This window comes from Flavobacterium jejuense, assembly GCF_006491595.2.
In the GTDB taxonomy this organism is placed as follows: Bacteria; Bacteroidota; Bacteroidia; order Flavobacteriales; family Flavobacteriaceae; genus Flavobacterium; species Flavobacterium jejuense.
On record NZ_VEVQ02000003.1, the window covers coordinates 91634 to 111560 of the forward strand.

Here is a 19927-nt window from a genome sequence, read left to right on the forward strand (position 1 = left end):
AAACAATCATACTTTATAACAATTGAAGCAATTTTTATCAATTTGATATTTAAATAGATATTTTTTTATACTAATAATAAAGAAACAAGGTTATTTTTACCAAATAACCACAAAGTAGATCATAAATTACAGCAGATCATTCTATCATTCCCATAAAAATCTTTCTTTAATTTGATGTTTTTAAAGGCTAAAGATTCTAATAATTGAGTAGTTTCATTTCCTAAATATTGGTTGATTTCAAAAAATAACATTCCATTTTCTGAAAGATTTATTTTGGCTAGTTCTGCTATTTTTCTATAAAAAAGTAGAGCATCATTATCTTCAACGAATAATGCTAAGTGAGGTTCGTATTCTAAAACGTTCTTATTTATTTCATGTTTTTCCAAGTTTCTTACATAAGGAGGATTAGAAACAATAACATCAAATTGAGTCTCTAAATTAGTAACTTCTAAAATATTAACTTTTATAAAATTGATTTCTGCTTTATTTTCAATAGCATTTTTTTTGGCTACAACTAAAGCATCTTCTGAGACATCAATTGCTGAAACTTCTGCATTTGGAATATTTATTTTAAGAGCAATAGGAATACAACCCGAACCTGTGCCAATATCTAAAATTTTAAGCTCTGATTTCTGACTTTTAACTTCTTTCTGACTTTCTATAATCCATTCTACTAATTCTTCAGTTTCTGGTCTAGGAATTAAAGTGTTTTTATTTACAAAAAAACGTAAGCCATAAAACTCGGTTTCACCAATACTATATTGAATTGGTTTTTCCTGTTTAAGTTCTTTCAAGATAGAATTCCATTTAGCCAAATCAACTTCATTTAATTCAAAATTAGGATTCAAAGCTAAATCCACTCTTTTCATTTGATGTAAATATTCTAAAATAATAAAGAAGAAACTCTCTATCTCCATTGCATCAACTATACTTTCTAATTGCGAAGTAAAATATGCTTTATATTCTTTTAAAAACATCTTAATTTGGTACTAATTTATTTTATAATTCTCTTGTCATCCAAACTTCACAACTGTTGTGCCCTGTATTTCCCATTGGAGCATCAAGAGGCTTAAAGCCTAAATTAACATATAACTTTTGAGCCGCTTTCATAAAAGAAAGTGTTTCTAAATAACATAAAGAAAACCCTTTTTGCTTAGCAAAAAGTAAACAATCTCCTATAATTTGTTTTGCCAAACCAGTCCCTCTTATTTCAGGAGCAAAATACATTTTTTGTAACTCACATACATGAGTTCCTTCATTTTCAAGAGGAGCAATTCCACAACCACCTAAAACTTGACCATTCTTTTCGACCACTAAATAAATAGACCTATCTTCTTTATAAACCTCATATAAAGTATCAAGTATAGGATCTGCATAAGCTGTTCCCTCTTTTGGAGCTTCTAATTCTTCAAAAACAGTTCTAATTACTTTTGCCATTTGAGCATTATCTTTTTGCTCAATTTTTCTAATTATCATAATCAAAAATTTGTATGGTAAAAGTACATAAATTGATACAAATGTGAGTTAATTTCTATATTAAAAATACTACATTTGTACTATGAACACACATGAATTCTACATAAACCGCTGTATTGAACTAGCAAAAAATGGTTTAGGAACTACATATCCTAATCCTTTAGTAGGTAGTGTAATTGTTTATGACAATAAAATTATAGGAGAAGGTTGGCATAGAAAATCTGGTGAAGCACATGCTGAAGTTAATGCTATTCAAACTGTAAAAGACAAATCGTTACTTACAAAAGCGACTATTTATGTAAGTTTAGAACCGTGTAGTCATTTTGGAAAAACACCACCTTGTTGCGATTTAATTATTGCAAATAAAATTCCTAATGTAGTTATAGGTACTATAGACCCATTTGCAAAAGTGGCAGGAAGTGGAATAAAAAAACTAATTGAAAATAATATTACAGTTACTGTTGGTGTTTTAGAAGACAAATGTAATGAGCTGAACAAACGTTTTTTTACATTTCATGCTAAAAAAAGACCTTATATCATCTTAAAATGGGCAGAAAGTTTAGATGGTTTTATCGCTCCTGATAAAAAACAAAGAGAAACAGAGCAAGAAAAATTAAGTCCAATTTGGATTACCAATACTTATTCTAGACAATTAGTTCATAAATGGAGAGCAGAAGAGCAGTCTATTCTTGTAGGAACAAATACAGTCCTTGATGATAATCCAAAATTGAACACAAGAGATTTTAAAGGGATAAATCCTGTTAGAATCATCATTGATAAATCAAATAAAATTACAGAATCATTTGCTGTTAAAGACGGAAAAACAACTTCTTTTTTCTTTACAGAAGATATTATTTTAACAAAAAATAAAAACATTATTTACGAAAATATTGTTTTTGATGCCGATTTTTTATTAAATTTAACAAATCGTTTGCACAAAAATGAAATACAATCTATAATAATTGAAGGTGGTTTAAAAACATTACAATCTTTTATAGACTTGAATTTATGGGACGAAGCTCGTGTTTTTATAGGTAAAAATCAATTGAATTCAGGAATAAAAGCTCCTCTTCTCAATTCAATTCCTAAAAAAACAATTAGCATAATGGACGATACACTAAACTTATTCAGAAATTATGATTGACACGATTATTTTTGATTTTGGGGATGTTTTTATCAATTTGGATTTTGATGCCACCCAAAAAGCATTACATGAACTAGGCATTAAAGAATGGAACTCTGAATTAGACAAGCTTAACAAAAGCTATGAGGTAGGCAAAATAGATGAATTAGAGTTTATTAAAGGTGTACAGAAACACACTAATGGAGCCGAATTAGTAACAATTCGAGAAGCTTGGAATGCCTTATTACTAGATTTTCCATTATATCGCCTTGAATTTCTTCAAATGATTTCATCAAAATACCGTTTATTTCTTTTAAGCAATACTGATTCTACTCATATTGATAAGTTTGAACACAAAGTAGGTCAATCTTTCGCAAGAGATTTTTACAGCTGTTTTGAAAAAGTCTATTTTTCATTTGAAATTGGTCAAAGAAAACCAGATGAGAATACTTATAAATATATCATTGGTAATCATAATTTAGTTCCTAAAAAGACATTATTTGTAGATGATAAATTAGAAAATATTGAAGGAGCAAAAAACGTAGGATTACAAACTTGGCATATAAACCCTAAAACAGAAGATGTCACCTCACTACTTGAAATAATAAAAACAATTTAATGGTTTATTTACTGTTAGCTATTTTATTTTCGAGTATCTTATTTATTGTATTAAAATCTTTTTCCAGATACAACATCAACACATTACAAGCTATTATATTTAATTATATTATAGCTTTTTCAGTTGGATTACTTATCAATAAAACTAAAATTTCTATTACAGAAACTTTTGAAAAACCATGGTTATATTACTGTATTTACCTTGGCATTCTTTTTATTGGTATTTTTTTTACGATGGGAAAAACAGCTCAAAAAAACGGAGTTTCAGTAGCATCAGTAGCCAGTAAAATGTCATTAATCATACCTGTTTTATTTGGAATTTATTTTTTTAAAGAAGAACTAAGTTCGCAAAAAATAATAGGAATTTTTATCGCTTTAGCAGCAGTATATTTTACTACTAAGGAAAACGATGTCACAATTGAACCCTCCAATTTTATATATCCAATTTTATTGTTTATTGGTTCAGGTGTCATAGATACAAGCATGAATTATATTCAAAAAAACTGGGTAAAAGAAGAAGAGATTGCTTTATTTTCCTCTTTTACTTTCTTAAGCGCTTTTACTTTTGGGCTTATAGTTTTAATTTATCAGACTATTAAAAATCAATTTACTTTTCATTTTAAAAACTTAATTGGCGGTTTTTTATTAGGTATTCCAAATTACTTTTCAATGTATTTTTTAATAAGAGCTCTTCATAATCAAAAAATTCAGAGCGCTACATTGTTCACATTAATAAATATTGGTGTAATTTTGCTCTCAAGTCTTATAGGAGTTCTTTTATTTAAGGAAAAACTTAAAAGACATAATTATATAGGTATTGCATTAGCCATTATAGCACTACTATTAGTATCCTTTTAGAATGAGCGATTTTTTTACAGACACTTACAAAACCATAGAAAACCCATCAGACGAAATTCTTTTCAAAGAAAAAAACAGTAAATTTTATGGATATGCATTTCCTGTAACCCATGAAGAAGAAGTCAAAGAAATCATTAATCAATTAAAAAAACAACATCATACAGCGAGGCATTGGTGTTATGCTTTCCAAATTGGAACAGAAAGCATCTATTACAGAGCCAATGATGACGGAGAACCAAATAACAGTGCAGGTGCTCCTATCTACGGACAAATACAATCTTTTAATGTTACCAATATACTCGTTGTTATAGTTCGCTATTTTGGCGGAGTCAAACTAGGTGTAGGTGGCTTAATTTCAGCATACAAGACAGCTGCACAAATGACACTAACCAATTCGGTAATAATTGAAAAAACAATTGACACGCATTTCCAAATCACATTTGATTATAAAAACATGAACAAAGCGATGCGAGTAATAAAAGAACAACAACTTACTATTATTTCGCAAAAGATGGAAATGAATTGCCAAATTGAAATTAGCACTCGAAAACAAAACGAAGAAAAAATACGAGAAATCTTTGAAGCCTTATTTGAAATTGAAATAAAAAAGCTTGATATATAATTTCTATAAGTCTTCTTTTAAAGTTTTTTCAATCGATCAGCAACATAGTTTGGAGGCAATGTTGGGCGACCCGATTTCATATCTACAAATACCAACATTGAATAACCAGTTGTTAATAACTCATTCTTTTCATTATAAATTTCGTAGTCAAATTCTATCTTAACTGAGGTCTGACTTTTAAAGATTGTTTTCACTTTTAATAAATCATCATAACGAGCTGGCTTCTTGTAATTCATATTCAAAGAAACAACTGGTAACATAATTCCATTTTCTTCCATCCATTTATAAGAAACACCAAGGTTTCTAAGCCATTCTACTCTCCCCATCTCAAAATACTGAGCATAATTTCCATGATAAACAACTCCCATTTGGTCAGTTTCAGCATAACGTACTCTTACCTCAAATTCATATTCCTTCATATTAAACATTTCTTAAATTAACATTAATTAATCATCATTAGGCTTACAATATTTTTTTTTAAAAATCAATAGCCTTTTCATTTTTTTTTACCGAAAATTGTTCACATATTTGTTCTCCCGTTTACAAAGCTATTAACTCATTCATCTTTGTAAGACAACTACTATAAAAGCTATAAATAATTATAAAAAAAAGCAAATATATGGATAAAACTGCGCAATCGGTATGGAAAAATTGTCTGTTATTCATAAAAGATAACATTCAGGAACAAGCCTACAAAACTTGGTTTGAACCTATTCAGGCAGTTGACCTAAATGATAACGCACTTTCTATTCAAGTTCCAAGTAAATTTTTCTATGAATGGTTAGAAGAGCATTATGTAAAACTACTTAAAGTTGCACTTACAAAAGAATTAGGACAAAGTGCTAAATTATTGTACAAAATAAAAATGGAAAATACTTATGGCAATAAGCTTCCATTTACAGAACAGATTCCAAGTAATAACAGACAAGCTGTTAAAACCCAAGAAGTAGATGTTCCTATAGTACAAAAAAATCCTGAGCTTAAAAATCCATTTATTATTCCTGGAATTAGAAACATCAATATAGACTCACAATTAAATGCAAACTATAGTTTTGACAATTTTTTAGAAGGAGACTCAAATAGATTAGCAAGAAGTGCTGGTATGGCAGTTGCTAATAAACCTGGAGGTACTTCTTTTAACCCTTTATTGATTTTTGGAGGTGTAGGATTAGGAAAAACACATTTAGCACATGCTATAGGTGTTGAAATTAAGGACAAATTTCCTGAAAAGACTGTTTTATATATTTCAGCGGAAATTTTCACCCAGCAATATATAGATTCTGTTAAAAAGAATACTAGAAATGACTTTATTCATTTTTATCAATTAATAGATGTTCTAATTATTGACGACGTACAATTTTTATCAGGAAAATCTGGGACACAGGATGTGTTCTTCCATATTTTCAATCATTTACATCAAAATGGGAAGCAAGTCATCTTAACTTCCGATAAAGCTCCTGTTGATATGCAAGATATTGAACAACGTTTATTATCTCGTTTCAAATGGGGATTATCAGCAGAATTACATCAACCAGATTATGAAACTCGTATTTCTATATTAAAAAATATTTTATATAGAGATGGAGTTGAAATTCCAGAAGAAATTATTGAATATGTAGCTAAGAATATCAAAAGTAACGTTAGAGAACTTGAAGGAGCAATCATTTCTTTAATTGCTCAATCTTCATTTAACAAAAGAGAAGTAAATCTTGAACTAGCAAAACATGTTGTTGAAAAGTTTGTAAAAAATGTAAAAAGAGAAATCTCAATCGATTATATTCAAAAAATCGTTTCCGATTACTTTCAATTAGATATTGAAACACTTCAATCTAAAACTAGAAAAAGACATGTTGTTCAAGCAAGGCAATTAGCAATGTTTTTTGCAAAAAAATACACAAAATCTTCTTTAGCAAATATTGGAAATCAAATTGGAGATCGAGATCATGCTACTGTATTACACGCTTGCAAAACAGTTGATAATTTAGTCACTACAGACAAACAATTTAGAAAGTTTGTAGATGACATTAATAAAAAACTTTCTTTGTAAAAAATGGCTGTAAAAATTTTAATGGTATGTTTAGGTAATATCTGTCGTTCACCACTGGCAGAAGGAATATTACAAAGTAAACTATCAAAGAAAAATTTTATAATAGATTCTGCAGGAACTGGTGATTGGCATGTAGGACAATTACCCGATAAAAGATCCATAGCTACAGCAAAAAAGCACGGAATTGACATTACAAATCAAAGGGCACAACATTTTAATACAGCTCATTTTGAAACCTTTGACTATATCTACACTATGGATATGTCTAACTATAAAAATGTTTTAAGCTTAGCCCCTAGCGAAAAAGCAAAATCAAAAGTAAAACTCATTTTAAACGAGTTATTTCCAAACGAAAATGTAGAAGTTCCTGATCCCTATTATGGTGGTGATGAAGGATTTGAAAATGTATATAAAATGCTAGATAAAGCTTGTGATATTATTGCAAAAAAATTAACAAAAAAATGAATACCTCTTTTGGAAAACTTTATTTAATTCCTTGTACTTTATCTAATCCTGGAGAAACTACTGTTGTTCCAGAAGATGTTCTACCGCAAACCATTAAAAGAAGTATTGATTTTATTGATGATTATATTGTAGAAAACGAAAAAACTGCTCGTCGTTTTATAAAAAGTATTCATCCTGAAAAAAAACAACCAGACTTAAAACTTTCTTTATTAAATAAACATACTGAAGTTGCCGAACACTATACTATGATACAACCTTTACTTGAAGGAAAAAATATAGGTTTATTAAGTGAATCAGGTTGCCCAGGTATTGCCGATCCTGGTGCTGTTATAGTAAAACTGGCTCATGAGAAAGGTATTCAAGTTGTGCCTCTTGTAGGACCAAGTTCTATTTTACTAGCATTAATGGCTAGTGGTATGAATGGGCAGAGTTTTGCTTTTAACGGCTACTTACCTATCGATAATCAAGAAAAAAAGAGCGAATTAAAGCATTTTGAACGATTATCACATGAAAGAAATCAATCTCAATTATTTATTGAAACTCCTTATAGAAATAATAAATTACTAGAAGATTTGATTCAAATATTACAACCAACCACTCATTTATGTATTGCTTGTGACATTACTTTACCAACAGAGTTTATAAAAACAAAAACTATAGCTGACTGGAAAAAAAACAAGGTCGACTTACATAAGCGACCTTGCATTTTTATTATACATAAAATGTAATTAACTAACTTTTGCTTTTGCATTTTTATTTGGAGCAATGTGAGAAATATCATATCCTCCAAATTTCTTAATATAACTTCTCAACGAAGTACCAAAACCATCTTTAAAGCCTCTTGTACCATTACTTCTTAGGTACTTTCTTACCGAACCTGCTCCTCCAAGGTGAGCAGCAGCAATTAAACCTGATTCTGTGATTTTTACGCCATTTATAACTCTACCATTATACTTTTCAATTTCTTTTCTTAATTCCCATTTATTTTTTGCAATAAGTGCTTTAAAAGCCTTTTCTTGCCATTCTGGATTTTTTAAAAATTCTTGAAAGTCATAAATACCTACAGAACGTAATGTACTCTTTCCAAATTGGTATTTACCCATGTAACCATAAGAGTTAACCATGTTTAAAACACCTCTTGATTCTTTGAAAGCCAATGCTTGTCTAAAACCAACAAAAGTCTTTCCTACATAAGGAACAGCAATTGAGCTGTTCTTAACTTCGATTTCATCTTCATTCTCACTAGGAACATCATAAGAAATTTTCTCATTTTTACCTAAATGAAACCCTTCTACTTTTTCAATTTCAAAAGAATTAAATCCTGATGAAACTAATACTACTAGGATGGTCAATCCAAAAAAATACGAACCTTTTTTTACCATAAATTTTAATTTCTCAGGCCCTGTCACCACGCTGAAATTTCCGGGGGCAAAGATACGACATTTTTTATAATATTGATTTTGAGGCTGTTAAAGTTTTCTAAAAATAGACCAAATGCGCCTTAAATCCGTCAAAACCAGCTATTTGAAGAGTTGGAGCAGGGATTTTTATTGTATTAAAAACGGAAAAAAAAGTTTTTAAAAAATGGGACTTTGTTTCTATTTTAGTCAAATCTACATCTAAACTCAGGTAAAATTGACGTGAAGAATATTGAATATAATTATTTTTAAATGCTTCTTGATTTGTCCCATACAACATTCCTTCTGCACCGTATCCAACCGCTAGATTTAGCCACTTTGGTATGGATTTATTTTTAATAAAGGATTTTATATTAAAAGACAACCAATAGGTTTGTCCATTATAATCTTTTAAGATTTCTTCTTGAAATCCATTACCTAAAGTTTTTGGTCGTAAAGAAGCATATTGAGTTTGATGAAAAGAAAACTTAGGAATAATTCTTTGTTCTTTCCAAAGTACTTCCTGAGAAACATATAAAGCTGTACCAGAAACATTAGCAACCATATCACCAGTAGAAGCTCCCCATTCTTGAGAAAAACCATCAAAAACTTCTACAACAGTCAGAAAACCTAAACCTAGTGTTGCTCCATAAATCAATTGTTCTTTTTTTGAGGCACCACTCCACGTTAACATTTCTGCTCCTACTCTACCCAAATGATAAGAAGAATACATATGCCCTATTTTATCCATTTGTAGCCATTCCTTATTATCATTTATAAAATGAAAACTAGATTTAGGGTAATCTTTATACCAAAGTTGATTCAAGCCAATAAGCGTTCCACCTAATACAACTGACTCAGTAAGATAAACTTTAGTTTTTCTCGAATTATTTAAAGTATCTGAAGGAGTGAGAAATTGATTGAATTTAGATTGTGAAAAACAAACAGGTGTTACAAAAATGAAAATAAAAACCCAACTAGCCCTGATTGCAGTGAAAATCCTTTTCTTATTTTTAAAGAAATAAGAAAAGATTGCAACGAAAAGCAGGTAAATGGACCACAAATATTTACTGTAGATTTGCTCCAAAAACTATCGATTAATTCCTAGCTTATTCACCCATTTACTATATTCTTTTGCATTTATCTGATGTTGCGTATAATTAGAAGCGAAAGCATGATAACCTGGTTTTGAAGGACTAGCACAAAAATAATAATAATCGTGTTTTTCGGCATTTAAAACGGCATCAATAGCTGAAATATCTGGCATTGTAATAGGTGCTGGAGGTAATCCAGCGTTTATATAGGTATTGTAAGGAGAGTCTATTTTTAAATCCTCATACAAAACTCTTTTTATAATTTGATTAAAATCGCCTGAACGCTTTTTTACTGCATAAATAATGGTTGGATCAGCTTGTAAAGGCATTCCTGTTGCCAATCTATTCAAATAAACACCAGCTACTCTTGGTCTTTCACTTACTTTTACTGTTTCTTTATGAACGATAGAAGCTAAAGTAGAAACTTCTAATGGTGTTAAATTCTTATCAGAAGCTTTCATCATTCTTTCATTATTCCAAAATCTCCTGTAGGATTTAGCCATTTTATCTGCTATTTTGTTAGCAGATGTATTCCAATAAAACTCATATGTATCAGGAATAAACATAGCCAAAACCGTTTCTTCCGTAAACTCATTCTCTTTTAAAAAATCTGGATCAGTGAACGCTTTTACAAAATCTAAACTATCGGGTTCTGTTTGCGAAGCTAATCGACCTGCTAAATTACCAATACTTTCTTGGTTATTAAAAGCCACTTTCACTGGTAAATTGAGTCGTAAAGATCGAACAATATCAAAATTAGTCATTCCTTTTTTTAATAAAAAACGACCTGCTTTTATATTTTGATCGTACTTTCTATTAGTTGCCATAAAATCAAACTTATCCAAATCTGTAAGGTATGGACTTAGAATTTCTTTCACCTCTTCGTAGGAAGCATTCGTTGGAATATACACATAAACTTCGCTTTCAGTAAATTTAGTATTGGGTACAAATGCTTTATTATAAACCACATATGCTACTATTGCAGCCACAACTATTCCAACTACAGCTATAAATGCTATTATCTTTTTCAATTTTTTATTTCTATTTTTTATGATTAATTAACTGAACCAAATATTCGTCTTGATAGTTTCCGTTTATTTTGTTCCAATCTTTTTTGATTCCTATTTCTTGGAAACCAAATTTAGAAAAAAGTTGCAAACTATGCTTGTTTTCTACTCCAATATTTGCATATAATTGATGCAATTGCAATTGATTAAAAGCATATTGAATTAATAAATCTAGTGCTTCTGTACCAATACCTTTAGTTCTATCTTCTTTTTTCTGAATTAAAATACCTATTCCTGCTCTATTATTTTTTGGATCAAAATCAAATAGATCAATTAAACCAATTGTTGCATTCGAACTACCCAAACAAATAGCTAATCGCAGTTGCTTGGCTTCATAAATATCTTGTTGGGCATTTTCTAAATACTGACGAATCAAAAATTTACTGTAGGGTGTTTGCGTATTACTCACTTCCCAAATTTCTTCGTCATTTTCAACAACATATACAAACTCTAAATCTTCAGGTTCTAGTGCTCTTAAATAAATATTTTTCCCTTTTAATGTAATCACTATTTATTTTTATTAATAGCTAATGCTGCAATTACTACAATTAAAATAAGTACCAAAAAAATCAATCCTATTGACATCATATATTTTATATTTCTATTTCTCCTTTAAACACAAATTTTGCAGGACCTATTAAAAAAACATCTGTAAATTTTCCATTTTCTTCTTTAAAACTTACTTCTAAATCCCCTCCTTCTACGTCTAATTTTACATTTTTAGCCTGTGTGAGTTTATTTGCATACATAGCAATTGCTACAGCAGTCACACCTGTTCCACAAGATAAAGTTTCGTCTTCCACACCTCTTTCATACGTACGAACTGCAAATTTGTCACTGTCAATTTGTTTCACAAAGTTAACGTTACTACCTTCTTTTCCATATAAATTGGAATATCTAATTTGGCTTCCTCTATTTTTTACATCTAAAGTTTTAAGATCCGAAACTAATTCAACATGATGAGGAGAACCTGTATTTAAAAAAGTATATGTATCAAAGTTTTTAATTTCAGTTACGTCTTTCATCTGTAAAGAGACTATTTGATTTTCATCTACGGTTGCAAAATGATAGCCATCTATAGCTTTAAATGCTGCTTTATTATCAATTATTTGAAGTTGTTTTGCAAAAGCTACTAAACATCTTCCTCCATTACCACACATACTGCTTTCATTTCCGTCTGCATTGTAATACATCATTTTGAAATCATATTTTTCATGATTTTCAAGTAAGATTAAACCATCTGCACCTATGCCAAATTTTCTGTCACATAAAAACGCAACAAGTTTGGTATTATTTTTGGGAAAACTATTGGTACGATTATCAATCATCACAAAATCATTTCCCGTTCCTTGATATTTATAAAATGTAAGATTCATTATTATTTTGTATGATACAACAAAGATAGAACAAAGAAGTAACGATTAAAAAATATTATTCGTATACCCAAAAGTTTTTATCTTCTAGATTCTTACAAATTGTAAATTATTAAAAAGATGTTAAACATTGTTAAGTGAGCGTTAAACTGATTTTTTGTTAAATTTTTGTGTTTAATTTTACATAGAAAATAAATTATTAAAGTATTATGAAAAGATTAGGAAGTATTTTTTTAGTATCATTACTAAGTGGTGCAATTACTTTAGGCGCCTATAAATTGTTTATGGAATCTGAAAATACATCTTCTATTTCTGTAGCTCCAAACTACACCAGAAATGTATCCTTAGGTTCAGAAAACATAGATTTTACAGAAGCAGCTGAAACTGCAGTACACAGTGTAGTTCACGTTAAGAACATGACTATGAATCGGGTTTACAGCAATCCTTTAGATTTCTTTTTTGGAAACGGAAGAGGTGGCACACAACAACAAATGCAAGTTGGAACTGGTTCTGGAGTTATCATTTCTGAAGATGGTTACATTGTTACTAATAATCACGTAATTGATAATGCAAGTGAGCTAGAAGTAACTTTGAATAACAATAAGAGTTATAAAGCAAAATTAATTGGTACCGATTCAAGTATGGATATTGCTTTAATTAAAATTGATGCTGGTGAAAAATTACCTTACATCGTTTTTGGAGATTCTGAAAACACTAAAGTAGGCGAATGGGTTTTAGCTGTAGGTAACCCATATAATTTAACTTCAACTGTCACCGCTGGAATTATTTCAGCAAAGGCTAGAGATTTAAGCAATCAAGGATTACAATCTTTCATTCAAACAGATGCGGCTGTTAACCCTGGTAATAGTGGTGGAGCATTGGTAAACACAAGAGGAGAATTAATTGGAATAAATACTATGATTTCTTCTCCTACCGGAAGTTATGCAGGTTATTCTTTTGCTGTACCTTCAAATATTACTAGAAAATTAGTTGAAGATTTAATGCGATTTGGCAATGTACAAAGAGGTGTTTTAGGAATTGAAGGAGGAGAATTAAACACAAAAGCTGCAAATGAGCTAGGAATAGATTTTACAGAAGGTTTTTATGTAGGTAAGGTAACCAAAAAATCCGGAGCTGAAAAAGCTGGTATTAAAGAAGGGGATATCATTGTAAGATTAGATACAAAAAAAATAAATCGTTTTTCTGATTTAACTACTTACATTAACACAAAAAGACCTGATGAAATTGTAAATGTTACTGTTTTACGAGATGGAGATGAGAAAATAATTCCTGTTAAACTCACCAAAAGAGAGTTGCTTGTATACGAATATGAAGGAGTAGAATATGAAGACATTAGTGCTAATGACAAAAAGCAATATAATATCGATTATGGTGTAAAAATAAAATCGGTAAAAAATGAAGAAATCATTGAATATGCACAGGCCCTAGAAGGAAGCATCATTTTAAGTGTAGATGGAAGAAAAATGGAAAGTGTTGAAAATTTGACAAGTTATTTGAAAAATAAAAGAAATCAAAAATCGCAATACAGAATCATCACTAAAGATGGTCAATTAATGCAAGCTATTTTTTAATAGAAATTCCTAAAATTAATTAGTTTAAAAAACAGCATCAAAGTTTTAATTTTGATGCTGTTTTTTTTTATTTTAATTGAATTCGTAATAGGTTCCTATTTCGAAACCAACTGCATTATAACCAAAATTTGGTTTTTGCAAATTAGCGTTTGAAACATGTCTAATCATACATTTTAAATCAAAAGACATCTTATTTATTTTATAATTCGTTCCCAAAGCAAAAATATCACTAAAGGCAAAACCTTTTTTCAATCGTTCTGTTTCTGTATCAATATACATTGGTCCCACATTACCAAGTGCATATACAGATAATTTAGGATTAATATAATATTTATAATTGACTCCTAAATTTAATACATATTCATTCATCGTTTTTAAAGGCATAAATTTTGCCCGAAGCTCATCACCATTAGAAACAGTATGACTAATAAACCAATAATTTATTAATTTATGTTTTGATCTGTAATAACTTGGTTCTACCAGAAGTTCCCAAACATGATTTCCTTTTTCAGACAAATTAAAATGACTTGATATTTTAAAAATATTATTTTCATAAGCATAATCACTATCTTGTTTGAGAACGGTATTTTGGGAAGAATATCCATAAATAAGTCCAATTCTCAACCATTTTTTTGTCGGCTTGTTTTCCTGAGAAAAAACTGTTATAAAAAAGAACAAAAAGAATACTTGAAGCAGTTTAAGTTTCATTATTTGGAGAATCAATTTAATTACCCCAAAAATACTTTAAATTATATAGGAACAAAATCTTTTTTTACAACAAACTTTTAATTAAAAAATATTTTACGAAAACGATTGAAATCAGTACTTTTGCAAAAAAAATACACAACACCACTTTATTTTTTACTTCATGAACAACAACACTTTATACGAAAAAGAGCTTACTTTTCAAGCCGATAGACGAAAAGCTTGTGTGGAATTTATAAAAATCATTAGTGATTTATGGTACGACAAATCTATTGAATTAATTCTTTTTAGGAATCAGTTGATTGACAGAAATGTAAGCGACATCATTAACCTTCACGAATACGCGGGTCAATTTGTTGGAAAACCAATCAATATTTTTGATTCTGTAGAAATTGCTAGTGCTATAGTTGATTTAGATTTACCACCATCCAGAATTGACATTGGCAAACTAACTTACGAATATCATTTAGAAGACGACAAATACAACGATTCTAAAGCCTTTGTTATTGATAAATTGAAAAATGCTAAGAACTACCAAGAAATCAAACCAAAAGATGTTGTTTTATATGGTTTTGGAAGAATTGGTCGTCTTTTAGCACGTGAAATGATGAGTAAAATAGGAAAAGGGCAACAATTGCGTTTGAGAGCTATTGTTACTAGAGATAAGATTGATGCCGTTTTACTTGAAAAAAGAGCTTCATTATTACGTTATGATTCAGTACATGGTGATTTTGAAGGTTCTGTACACGCTGATCCTGAAAATAATGCCCTTCTTATTAATGGTACAACTGTTCATATCATAACAGCGAATTCACCTGAGGAAATTGATTATACAACTTATGGCATTGAAGATGCTTTAGTGATTGACAATACAGGTGCTTTTACCACAGAAGAAGCCTTAAAAAGACATTTAAGTTCTAAAGGTGTAGATAAAGTTTTATTAACTGCACCAGGAAAAGGAATTCCAAATATTGTTTATGGTGTAAATCATGAAGAATTTAATCCGGATGATGTTAGTATTTATTCTGCTGCTTCTTGTACTACAAATGCTATTACTCCTATTTTAAAAGTAGTTGAAGATACTTTAGGAGTAGTTAAAGGTCATATCGAAACCATTCATGCTTACACCAATGATCAAAATTTGGTGGATAATATGCATAAAAAATACAGAAGAGGTCGTTCTGCAGCTTTAAACATGGTTATTACTGAAACTGGTGCTGGAAGTGCGGTTGCTAAAGCTTTACCAAGTTTGGCAGGAAAATTAACGTCAAACGCTATTCGTGTTCCTGTTCCAAATGGATCTCTTGTCGTACTAAACTTAGAAGTTAACAAAGAAACTACTGTTGAAGATTTAAATAACATTATGAAAAAATATGCTTTAGAAGGCAAACTTGTAGAGCAAATAAAATATTCATTAAACAATGAATTAGTTTCATCTGATATTGTAGGTACTTCTGCTCCATCCATTTATGATAGTAATGCAACTATAGTTTCAGCTGATGGAAAAAATATTGTTATGTATGTATGGTATGATAATGAATATGGTTACAGCCACCAAGTAATTAGATTAGCTAAATATATTGCTAAAGTAAGACGTTATACTTATTATTAGTAGTTAATTTAAATTCAAAATAAAAGGAGCCGTTTAAAATTAAGCGGCTCCTTTTTATATTTGCAGAGGTACTATTTGATTACGATAAAATTAATTTATTTATTACTTCTTTACCCATTTCTTCATTAATCATTTTAATGATTTTTTCCCTACCATAAGAAAGCTCTTCTCTCAAAACTGAAGAAGTCAATCTTACATATAGCGTTTTGTTTTTTAACTCAACTGCCTCCGTATAATTTGCAACTCCATTGCCCATTAAATTAATCCATGCTTCTTTAACATCAACCTTATCTATTCCTGATTCTAATTTATTTTGAGAAACAAAATTTTTAAGAACATCTTTTATTGAAGCTTCTGCATTAAATCTCTTTGCCATCTTTTCCTATTTTTATATCATTTCTTCTTTTATAATAATACTGTATTCCTTGTTCGTTTTCCAACATTATTTTTTCATTCGTCAACACTTTAATTTCTTCTTTCCAACTTGAGAATTCAGTTTTATTTAAAATAAAAAAAGAATTTTCTTTTCCTTCTACAGTGAATTCTTGAATAATATTGTTCAGTAAAAAATTGCCGTTGTATACCAATCTCACTTTTCTACGAGTTCCCTTGCCGTCTTCAAATTGAATTTGCTCAACAGCCTCATTTATTTTGTATTCTTTTACAACATTATCAGTACTTACCACTTTTTCTATTTCCCAAATACCATTAAGAAGCTGTAAATCTGATTCTTGAATAGATTCCGAACAAGATAACAAAACAAAACAGATAAAATATAATAGCGTTTTTTTCATTTCTTAAAATTTGAAATAAAATTACATATTTCAAACAGATTAATTAAACTATTTGTTATTTTTATTGTCAAACCAACCAAATGTTATATTTATGAAGACAATATTTACCCTTTTAACAGCATGCATACTAGTATTTGCTTGTAGTGATTCAGAAGATAAAATTGTTAATACAACATTACCAACTATAGTTACTGATGAAATTACAAATATTTCTTTCACAACAGTTACTGCTAAGGGAAACATCACACATAATGGAGGTTCACCTATAACTAGTAGTGGATTTTGCTGGAACACTAGTCCAAATCCTACAACTTCAAATTTTAAAACGAATGAAGGAAATAATTCAGGGACATTCACTTCCAACCTAACAGCTTTAACTGAAAACACAACTTATTATATTAGATCTTATGCTATTAATAGTGTTGGCATAACCTATGGAAATGAATTAAGTTTTACAACAGAAGAAAGTATGTATTTTCCTCCCAATGATGCTACCACTTGGGAAACAAAAACAATTGCTAGTTTAAATTGGAATCAAAATAATGTGCAAGATTTATTGGATTATTTGGAAACAAAAAATTCAAAAAGTTTTATTATACTTCACAATGGAAAAATAGTTATGGAATATTATTTTAATGGACATTCTAGCACTACACCATGGTATTGGGCAAGTGCTGGAAAAACACTAACTGCAACCATGACTGGAATTGCTGAACAAGATGGCTTACTCCAAATAAACGATAAAGTATCTGATTATTTAGGCATAAATTGGACTAGTGCACCTTTAGCCAAAGAAAATTTGATTACTTGTAAAAACTTACTTTCTATGAATTCTGGTTTAGATGATAGTATTGGTGATGATGTTTCACCAGCCAACTTACAATATATAGCAGATGCAGGAACAAGATGGGCATATCACAATGTATATGTGAAATTGCAAGATGTAGTTGCTACAGCTTCAGGACAAACTTGGGATGCTTATTTCAATACAAAATTAAAAACACCCATAGGAATGACTGGAACTTGGCTTTCAAGTGGCACAAACGGAAGTTTAAGTGTTTACTGGAGCACAACACGTAGTATGGCTCGTTTTGGCTTATTAGCTTTAAACAAAGGGAATTGGAATGGCACTCAAATTTTAAACACAAATTACTTTAACGATGCTACAATTACTTCTCAAACCATAAACCAAGCCTATGGATATCTTTGGTGGTTGAATGGAAAAACCAGCTATCATTTGCCTCAATCACAATTACAATTTCCTGGAGAATTAATTCCAAATGGCTCAAGCGACATGTATATGGCATTAGGAAAAAATGATCAAAAAATATATGTAGTACCTAGTAAAAAATTAGTTATCATAAGAATGGGTGATACCGCAGATGGTTCAAACTTTGCTTTATCAGATTTTGACAATGTCCTTTGGGGGAAAATAAATGCAATTATTAATTAAAGATAGGCTAGCTAAATTAGTCAGCCTATCTGTAATTAGTATAATAAATTTTCTATTTATTTTTATTAATATTACCTTGAATTGACCAAGCAAAATCAAGTTGGACTTGGTTTTTAAAGAAAACATCATCTTTCATATCTATATATTGATCAGTACTATAGCCATTACTTCCTGAAGCTGTAGCTAGGGCATGACAAGTCATGCAATTTGTTTGAACACCATATTTAAATTCTGGCTTAAAAGTGTTTTTAACACTAAAAACATCAGCTCCAAAACCAGCTTCTAAATAAGGATTAAAAGCTATTATTGGTGTAGCTCCTTTATCAGATCCTCCTGTAATAGGTTGATTTGGCCAAACCATCGCATAAGCAGAAGAAACAGAATAATTAGCAGCAGCACCAGTAATCACAGAAGGTATTAAACTAGCTTCGCTTTCTGAACTAGGAAAAAAAGGTTTTTGAGAATCATAACTCCAGAAGAAGGTTTGCCAAGTCCAATTGCTTATTTCTTTTGTCCCAACATGCATTGCTACTAAAAGCACTAAGTCTCCAGCTTTAAAGCCACGACTTGCTCCTTTATCTTGATGTTCATTTAAAAAAGCTGCTGCTTCCTTATCTAACTTATAGTTTATAAACTCATCTACATTACATGTAGCTGCTTCAATTTCTTCTTTAGTAGGGTTCTCAGTAGTAACAGGCACAAGTGTTTTGTCGTTTTGTCTGTTTTTAATATCTACATAAACATATGTTTTCCAGTCTTCATCACCAAATGCTTCTACAGGATTCGGCATACCTGGCCAAACTGGAACTCTAATTAAACCATTATTATCTGGAATACCTGAGAAGTACACAGGCTTAGTTGTGATAGCTTCTTGTGGAAAATCAGGAATTTTTCCAATACCATTTTCTACTTTATAACTATCTAAAACCGATTGATTAAATATTAAGTTAGATGTAGCAAAATTTGCCGCTTGAGGATTATAAGATACCGTTTCAAAAAGGCTAAATGTAGTATCTATAATTGCATTTTTATTAGCAAAAAGTTGAGCATGAATAAACTGTTTAGGCACTTTTAATTGAGTTCTATTTTTTTTAACATTAGCATAACCATTCTTTTCACCACCATTTGCAGCAATTTTTGCTAATTCATCAACTCCCATCCAAGTTTCATAAACTAAAAGAGTATCACCTTCATATATTTGATTAGATTTTGAAGTTAATCCTGCCCAAATACCCCAAGAATGATTTGTAATGCTAATTTTATCTTGTTTTTCAAGCCAATTATAAATTTTCAAAGAGTCTTCAGGAAAATTAAAACCCTTGATTCCTAAATCCGATGGAAAATCTTGTGGAATAATTTCATCTGATTTAACTTCGGTAACCACTTCTTTTTCCTTTACATTTTCTTTTTTCTCTTCTTTACAAGAAAACAGGATAAACAACAAAGCAAGAGTAACTAAACCATAGTTTCTTGCTTTTAGAAAATAAAATTTGATCATAATTATTTGTTTTTATTGGTTACATTAACTTTTGGCTAGCGGTAATTTTATCCAATAAAAAAGACTCCTAAACATAAAAACTACTAAAAGTAAAAATGTTTGCTTATAAATATAATACTATTTTAAAAAAAAA

Annotated in this window: 22 protein-coding genes; 10 read left to right on the forward strand and 12 right to left on the reverse strand. The window is 29.9% G+C overall.

Annotated features, from left to right (window positions below):
* Window positions 1–119: 119 nt before the first annotated feature.
* The gene (gene prmC / locus FIA58_RS05335; protein ID WP_140960884.1) at window positions 120–977 is read right to left on the reverse strand and encodes a peptide chain release factor N(5)-glutamine methyltransferase; all 858 of its coding nucleotides are present in this window, start codon (window positions 975–977) and stop codon (window positions 120–122) included.
* A 22-nt stretch (window positions 978–999) separates the two neighbouring features.
* Entirely contained in the window at window positions 1000–1476 is a 477-nt protein-coding gene (locus tag FIA58_RS05340; RefSeq protein ID WP_140960887.1) for a GNAT family N-acetyltransferase, read from the reverse strand.
* 82 nt (window positions 1477–1558) lie between these two features.
* Here FIA58_RS05340 and ribD point away from each other — a divergent pair, with 82 nt between their 5' ends.
* Genes ribD through FIA58_RS05360 form a run of 4 tightly spaced genes read left to right on the forward strand, consistent with a single transcriptional unit; the run spans window position 1559 to window position 4697 of the window.
* Window positions 1559–2620, forward strand: a complete 1062-nt coding sequence (gene ribD / locus FIA58_RS05345; protein ID WP_140960889.1) for a bifunctional diaminohydroxyphosphoribosylaminopyrimidine deaminase/5-amino-6-(5-phosphoribosylamino)uracil reductase RibD — start codon at window positions 1559–1561, stop codon at window positions 2618–2620.
* Window positions 2613–3218, forward strand: a complete 606-nt coding sequence (locus tag FIA58_RS05350) for an HAD family hydrolase (protein WP_140960891.1) — start codon at window positions 2613–2615, stop codon at window positions 3216–3218. Before ribD ends, FIA58_RS05350 begins: the two co-directional genes overlap by 8 nt.
* The gene (locus FIA58_RS05355; protein WP_140960893.1) at window positions 3218–4075 is read left to right on the forward strand and encodes a DMT family transporter; all 858 of its coding nucleotides are present in this window, start codon (window positions 3218–3220) and stop codon (window positions 4073–4075) included. The genes FIA58_RS05350 and FIA58_RS05355 overlap by 1 nt, the downstream gene beginning before the upstream one ends.
* Window position 4076: 1 nt before the next feature.
* Window positions 4077–4697: an IMPACT family protein gene (locus FIA58_RS05360; protein ID WP_140960896.1), complete on the forward strand. Its 621-nt coding sequence runs from the start codon at window positions 4077–4079 to the stop codon at window positions 4695–4697.
* A gap of 17 nt (window positions 4698–4714) precedes the next feature.
* Here FIA58_RS05360 and FIA58_RS05365 read toward each other — a convergent pair whose 3' ends face one another.
* Entirely contained in the window at window positions 4715–5116 is a 402-nt protein-coding gene (locus FIA58_RS05365) for an acyl-CoA thioesterase (RefSeq protein ID WP_140960898.1), read from the reverse strand.
* A gap of 200 nt (window positions 5117–5316) precedes the next feature.
* On the opposite strand from FIA58_RS05365, the gene dnaA reads away from it, so the two are divergent.
* The 3 genes from dnaA to FIA58_RS05380 are packed head-to-tail and all read left to right on the forward strand — an operon-like array spanning window position 5317 to window position 7937.
* Window positions 5317–6744 (forward strand): chromosomal replication initiator protein DnaA, encoded by a 1428-nt coding sequence (gene dnaA / locus FIA58_RS05370; RefSeq protein ID WP_140960904.1) that lies wholly within the window; start codon window positions 5317–5319, stop codon window positions 6742–6744.
* 3 nt (window positions 6745–6747) lie between these two features.
* Window positions 6748–7209: a low molecular weight protein-tyrosine-phosphatase gene (locus FIA58_RS05375; protein ID WP_140960907.1), complete on the forward strand. Its 462-nt coding sequence runs from the start codon at window positions 6748–6750 to the stop codon at window positions 7207–7209.
* On the forward strand, window positions 7206–7937 hold the full coding sequence (locus FIA58_RS05380) for an SAM-dependent methyltransferase (RefSeq protein ID WP_140960909.1): 732 nt from the start codon (window positions 7206–7208) through the stop codon (window positions 7935–7937). Before FIA58_RS05375 ends, FIA58_RS05380 begins: the two co-directional genes overlap by 4 nt.
* On the opposite strand, the gene FIA58_RS05385 is transcribed toward FIA58_RS05380, so the two are convergent.
* From FIA58_RS05385 to dapF, 5 genes are all read right to left on the reverse strand, one after another.
* Window positions 7938–8591: a lysozyme family protein gene (locus FIA58_RS05385; RefSeq protein WP_208022760.1), complete on the reverse strand. Its 654-nt coding sequence runs from the start codon at window positions 8589–8591 to the stop codon at window positions 7938–7940.
* A gap of 97 nt (window positions 8592–8688) precedes the next feature.
* Window positions 8689–9573, reverse strand: a complete 885-nt coding sequence (locus FIA58_RS05390; protein WP_317167880.1) for a DUF2279 domain-containing protein — start codon at window positions 9571–9573, stop codon at window positions 8689–8691.
* A 123-nt stretch (window positions 9574–9696) separates the two neighbouring features.
* The gene (mltG, locus tag FIA58_RS05395; RefSeq protein WP_140960914.1) at window positions 9697–10731 is read right to left on the reverse strand and encodes an endolytic transglycosylase MltG; all 1035 of its coding nucleotides are present in this window, start codon (window positions 10729–10731) and stop codon (window positions 9697–9699) included.
* A gap of 10 nt (window positions 10732–10741) precedes the next feature.
* A complete protein-coding gene (locus FIA58_RS05400) occupies window positions 10742–11275 on the reverse strand; it encodes a GNAT family N-acetyltransferase (RefSeq protein ID WP_140960916.1) in 534 nt (177 codons plus the stop codon).
* Window positions 11276–11360: 85 nt separating this feature from the next.
* Window positions 11361–12143 carry a diaminopimelate epimerase gene (dapF, locus tag FIA58_RS05405; protein ID WP_140960919.1) on the reverse strand — a complete coding sequence of 261 codons (783 nt, stop codon included), beginning with the start codon at window positions 12141–12143 and terminating at the stop codon, window positions 11361–11363.
* 206 nt (window positions 12144–12349) lie between these two features.
* Between dapF and FIA58_RS05410 the strand changes: the two genes are divergently transcribed.
* Window positions 12350–13732: a Do family serine endopeptidase gene (locus tag FIA58_RS05410; protein ID WP_140960921.1), complete on the forward strand. Its 1383-nt coding sequence runs from the start codon at window positions 12350–12352 to the stop codon at window positions 13730–13732.
* Between the two features lie 72 nt (window positions 13733–13804).
* Here the strand turns inward: FIA58_RS05410 and FIA58_RS05415 are convergent, their stop codons facing one another.
* The gene (locus FIA58_RS05415) at window positions 13805–14440 is read right to left on the reverse strand and encodes an acyloxyacyl hydrolase (protein WP_140960924.1); all 636 of its coding nucleotides are present in this window, start codon (window positions 14438–14440) and stop codon (window positions 13805–13807) included.
* A 160-nt stretch (window positions 14441–14600) separates the two neighbouring features.
* Between FIA58_RS05415 and FIA58_RS05420 the strand changes: the two genes are divergently transcribed.
* Window positions 14601–16049: a glyceraldehyde-3-phosphate dehydrogenase gene (locus FIA58_RS05420; protein ID WP_140960927.1), complete on the forward strand. Its 1449-nt coding sequence runs from the start codon at window positions 14601–14603 to the stop codon at window positions 16047–16049.
* A 79-nt stretch (window positions 16050–16128) separates the two neighbouring features.
* Here the strand turns inward: FIA58_RS05420 and FIA58_RS05425 are convergent, their stop codons facing one another.
* The gene (locus FIA58_RS05425) at window positions 16129–16425 is read right to left on the reverse strand and encodes a DUF721 domain-containing protein (protein ID WP_140960931.1); all 297 of its coding nucleotides are present in this window, start codon (window positions 16423–16425) and stop codon (window positions 16129–16131) included.
* On the reverse strand, window positions 16409–16843 hold the full coding sequence (locus tag FIA58_RS05430) for a hypothetical protein (RefSeq protein WP_140960934.1): 435 nt from the start codon (window positions 16841–16843) through the stop codon (window positions 16409–16411). The genes FIA58_RS05425 and FIA58_RS05430 overlap by 17 nt, the downstream gene beginning before the upstream one ends.
* Window positions 16844–16934: 91 nt before the next feature.
* On the opposite strand from FIA58_RS05430, the gene FIA58_RS05435 reads away from it, so the two are divergent.
* Complete coding sequence (locus FIA58_RS05435) at window positions 16935–18296, forward strand: serine hydrolase domain-containing protein (RefSeq protein WP_243754640.1); 1362 nt, start codon at window positions 16935–16937, stop codon at window positions 18294–18296.
* A gap of 52 nt (window positions 18297–18348) precedes the next feature.
* On the opposite strand, the gene FIA58_RS05440 is transcribed toward FIA58_RS05435, so the two are convergent.
* Window positions 18349–19794, reverse strand: coding sequence for a hypothetical protein (locus FIA58_RS05440; RefSeq protein ID WP_140960937.1), 1446 nt, complete (start codon window positions 19792–19794; stop codon window positions 18349–18351).
* Between the last annotated feature and the right edge of the window lie 133 nt (window positions 19795–19927).

Bases quoted from the DNA above. Each gene is read 5' to 3' on its own strand.
- prmC (WP_140960884.1), bottom strand. From the start codon at position 977: ATGTTTTTAAAAGAATATAAAGCATATTTTACTTCGCAATTAGAAAGT.
- FIA58_RS05340 (WP_140960887.1), bottom strand. From the start codon at position 1,476: ATGATAATTAGAAAAATTGAGCAAAAAGATAATGCTCAAATGGCAAAA.
- ribD (WP_140960889.1), top strand. From the start codon at position 1,559: ATGAACACACATGAATTCTACATAAACCGCTGTATTGAACTAGCAAAA.
- FIA58_RS05350 (WP_140960891.1), top strand. From the start codon at position 2,613: ATGATTGACACGATTATTTTTGATTTTGGGGATGTTTTTATCAATTTG.
- FIA58_RS05355 (WP_140960893.1), top strand. From the start codon at position 3,218: ATGGTTTATTTACTGTTAGCTATTTTATTTTCGAGTATCTTATTTATT.
- FIA58_RS05360 (WP_140960896.1), top strand. From the start codon at position 4,077: ATGAGCGATTTTTTTACAGACACTTACAAAACCATAGAAAACCCATCA.
- FIA58_RS05365 (WP_140960898.1), bottom strand. From the start codon at position 5,116: ATGAAGGAATATGAATTTGAGGTAAGAGTACGTTATGCTGAAACTGAC.
- dnaA (WP_140960904.1), top strand. From the start codon at position 5,317: ATGGATAAAACTGCGCAATCGGTATGGAAAAATTGTCTGTTATTCATA.
- FIA58_RS05375 (WP_140960907.1), top strand. From the start codon at position 6,748: ATGGCTGTAAAAATTTTAATGGTATGTTTAGGTAATATCTGTCGTTCA.
- FIA58_RS05380 (WP_140960909.1), top strand. From the start codon at position 7,206: ATGAATACCTCTTTTGGAAAACTTTATTTAATTCCTTGTACTTTATCT.
- FIA58_RS05385 (WP_208022760.1), bottom strand. From the start codon at position 8,591: ATGGTAAAAAAAGGTTCGTATTTTTTTGGATTGACCATCCTAGTAGTA.
- dapF (WP_140960919.1), bottom strand. From the start codon at position 12,143: ATGAATCTTACATTTTATAAATATCAAGGAACGGGAAATGATTTTGTG.
- FIA58_RS05410 (WP_140960921.1), top strand. From the start codon at position 12,350: ATGAAAAGATTAGGAAGTATTTTTTTAGTATCATTACTAAGTGGTGCA.
- FIA58_RS05415 (WP_140960924.1), bottom strand. From the start codon at position 14,440: ATGAAACTTAAACTGCTTCAAGTATTCTTTTTGTTCTTTTTTATAACA.
- FIA58_RS05420 (WP_140960927.1), top strand. From the start codon at position 14,601: ATGAACAACAACACTTTATACGAAAAAGAGCTTACTTTTCAAGCCGAT.
- FIA58_RS05425 (WP_140960931.1), bottom strand. From the start codon at position 16,425: ATGGCAAAGAGATTTAATGCAGAAGCTTCAATAAAAGATGTTCTTAAA.
- FIA58_RS05430 (WP_140960934.1), bottom strand. From the start codon at position 16,843: ATGAAAAAAACGCTATTATATTTTATCTGTTTTGTTTTGTTATCTTGT.
- FIA58_RS05435 (WP_243754640.1), top strand. From the start codon at position 16,935: ATGAAGACAATATTTACCCTTTTAACAGCATGCATACTAGTATTTGCT.
- FIA58_RS05440 (WP_140960937.1), bottom strand. From the start codon at position 19,794: ATGATCAAATTTTATTTTCTAAAAGCAAGAAACTATGGTTTAGTTACT.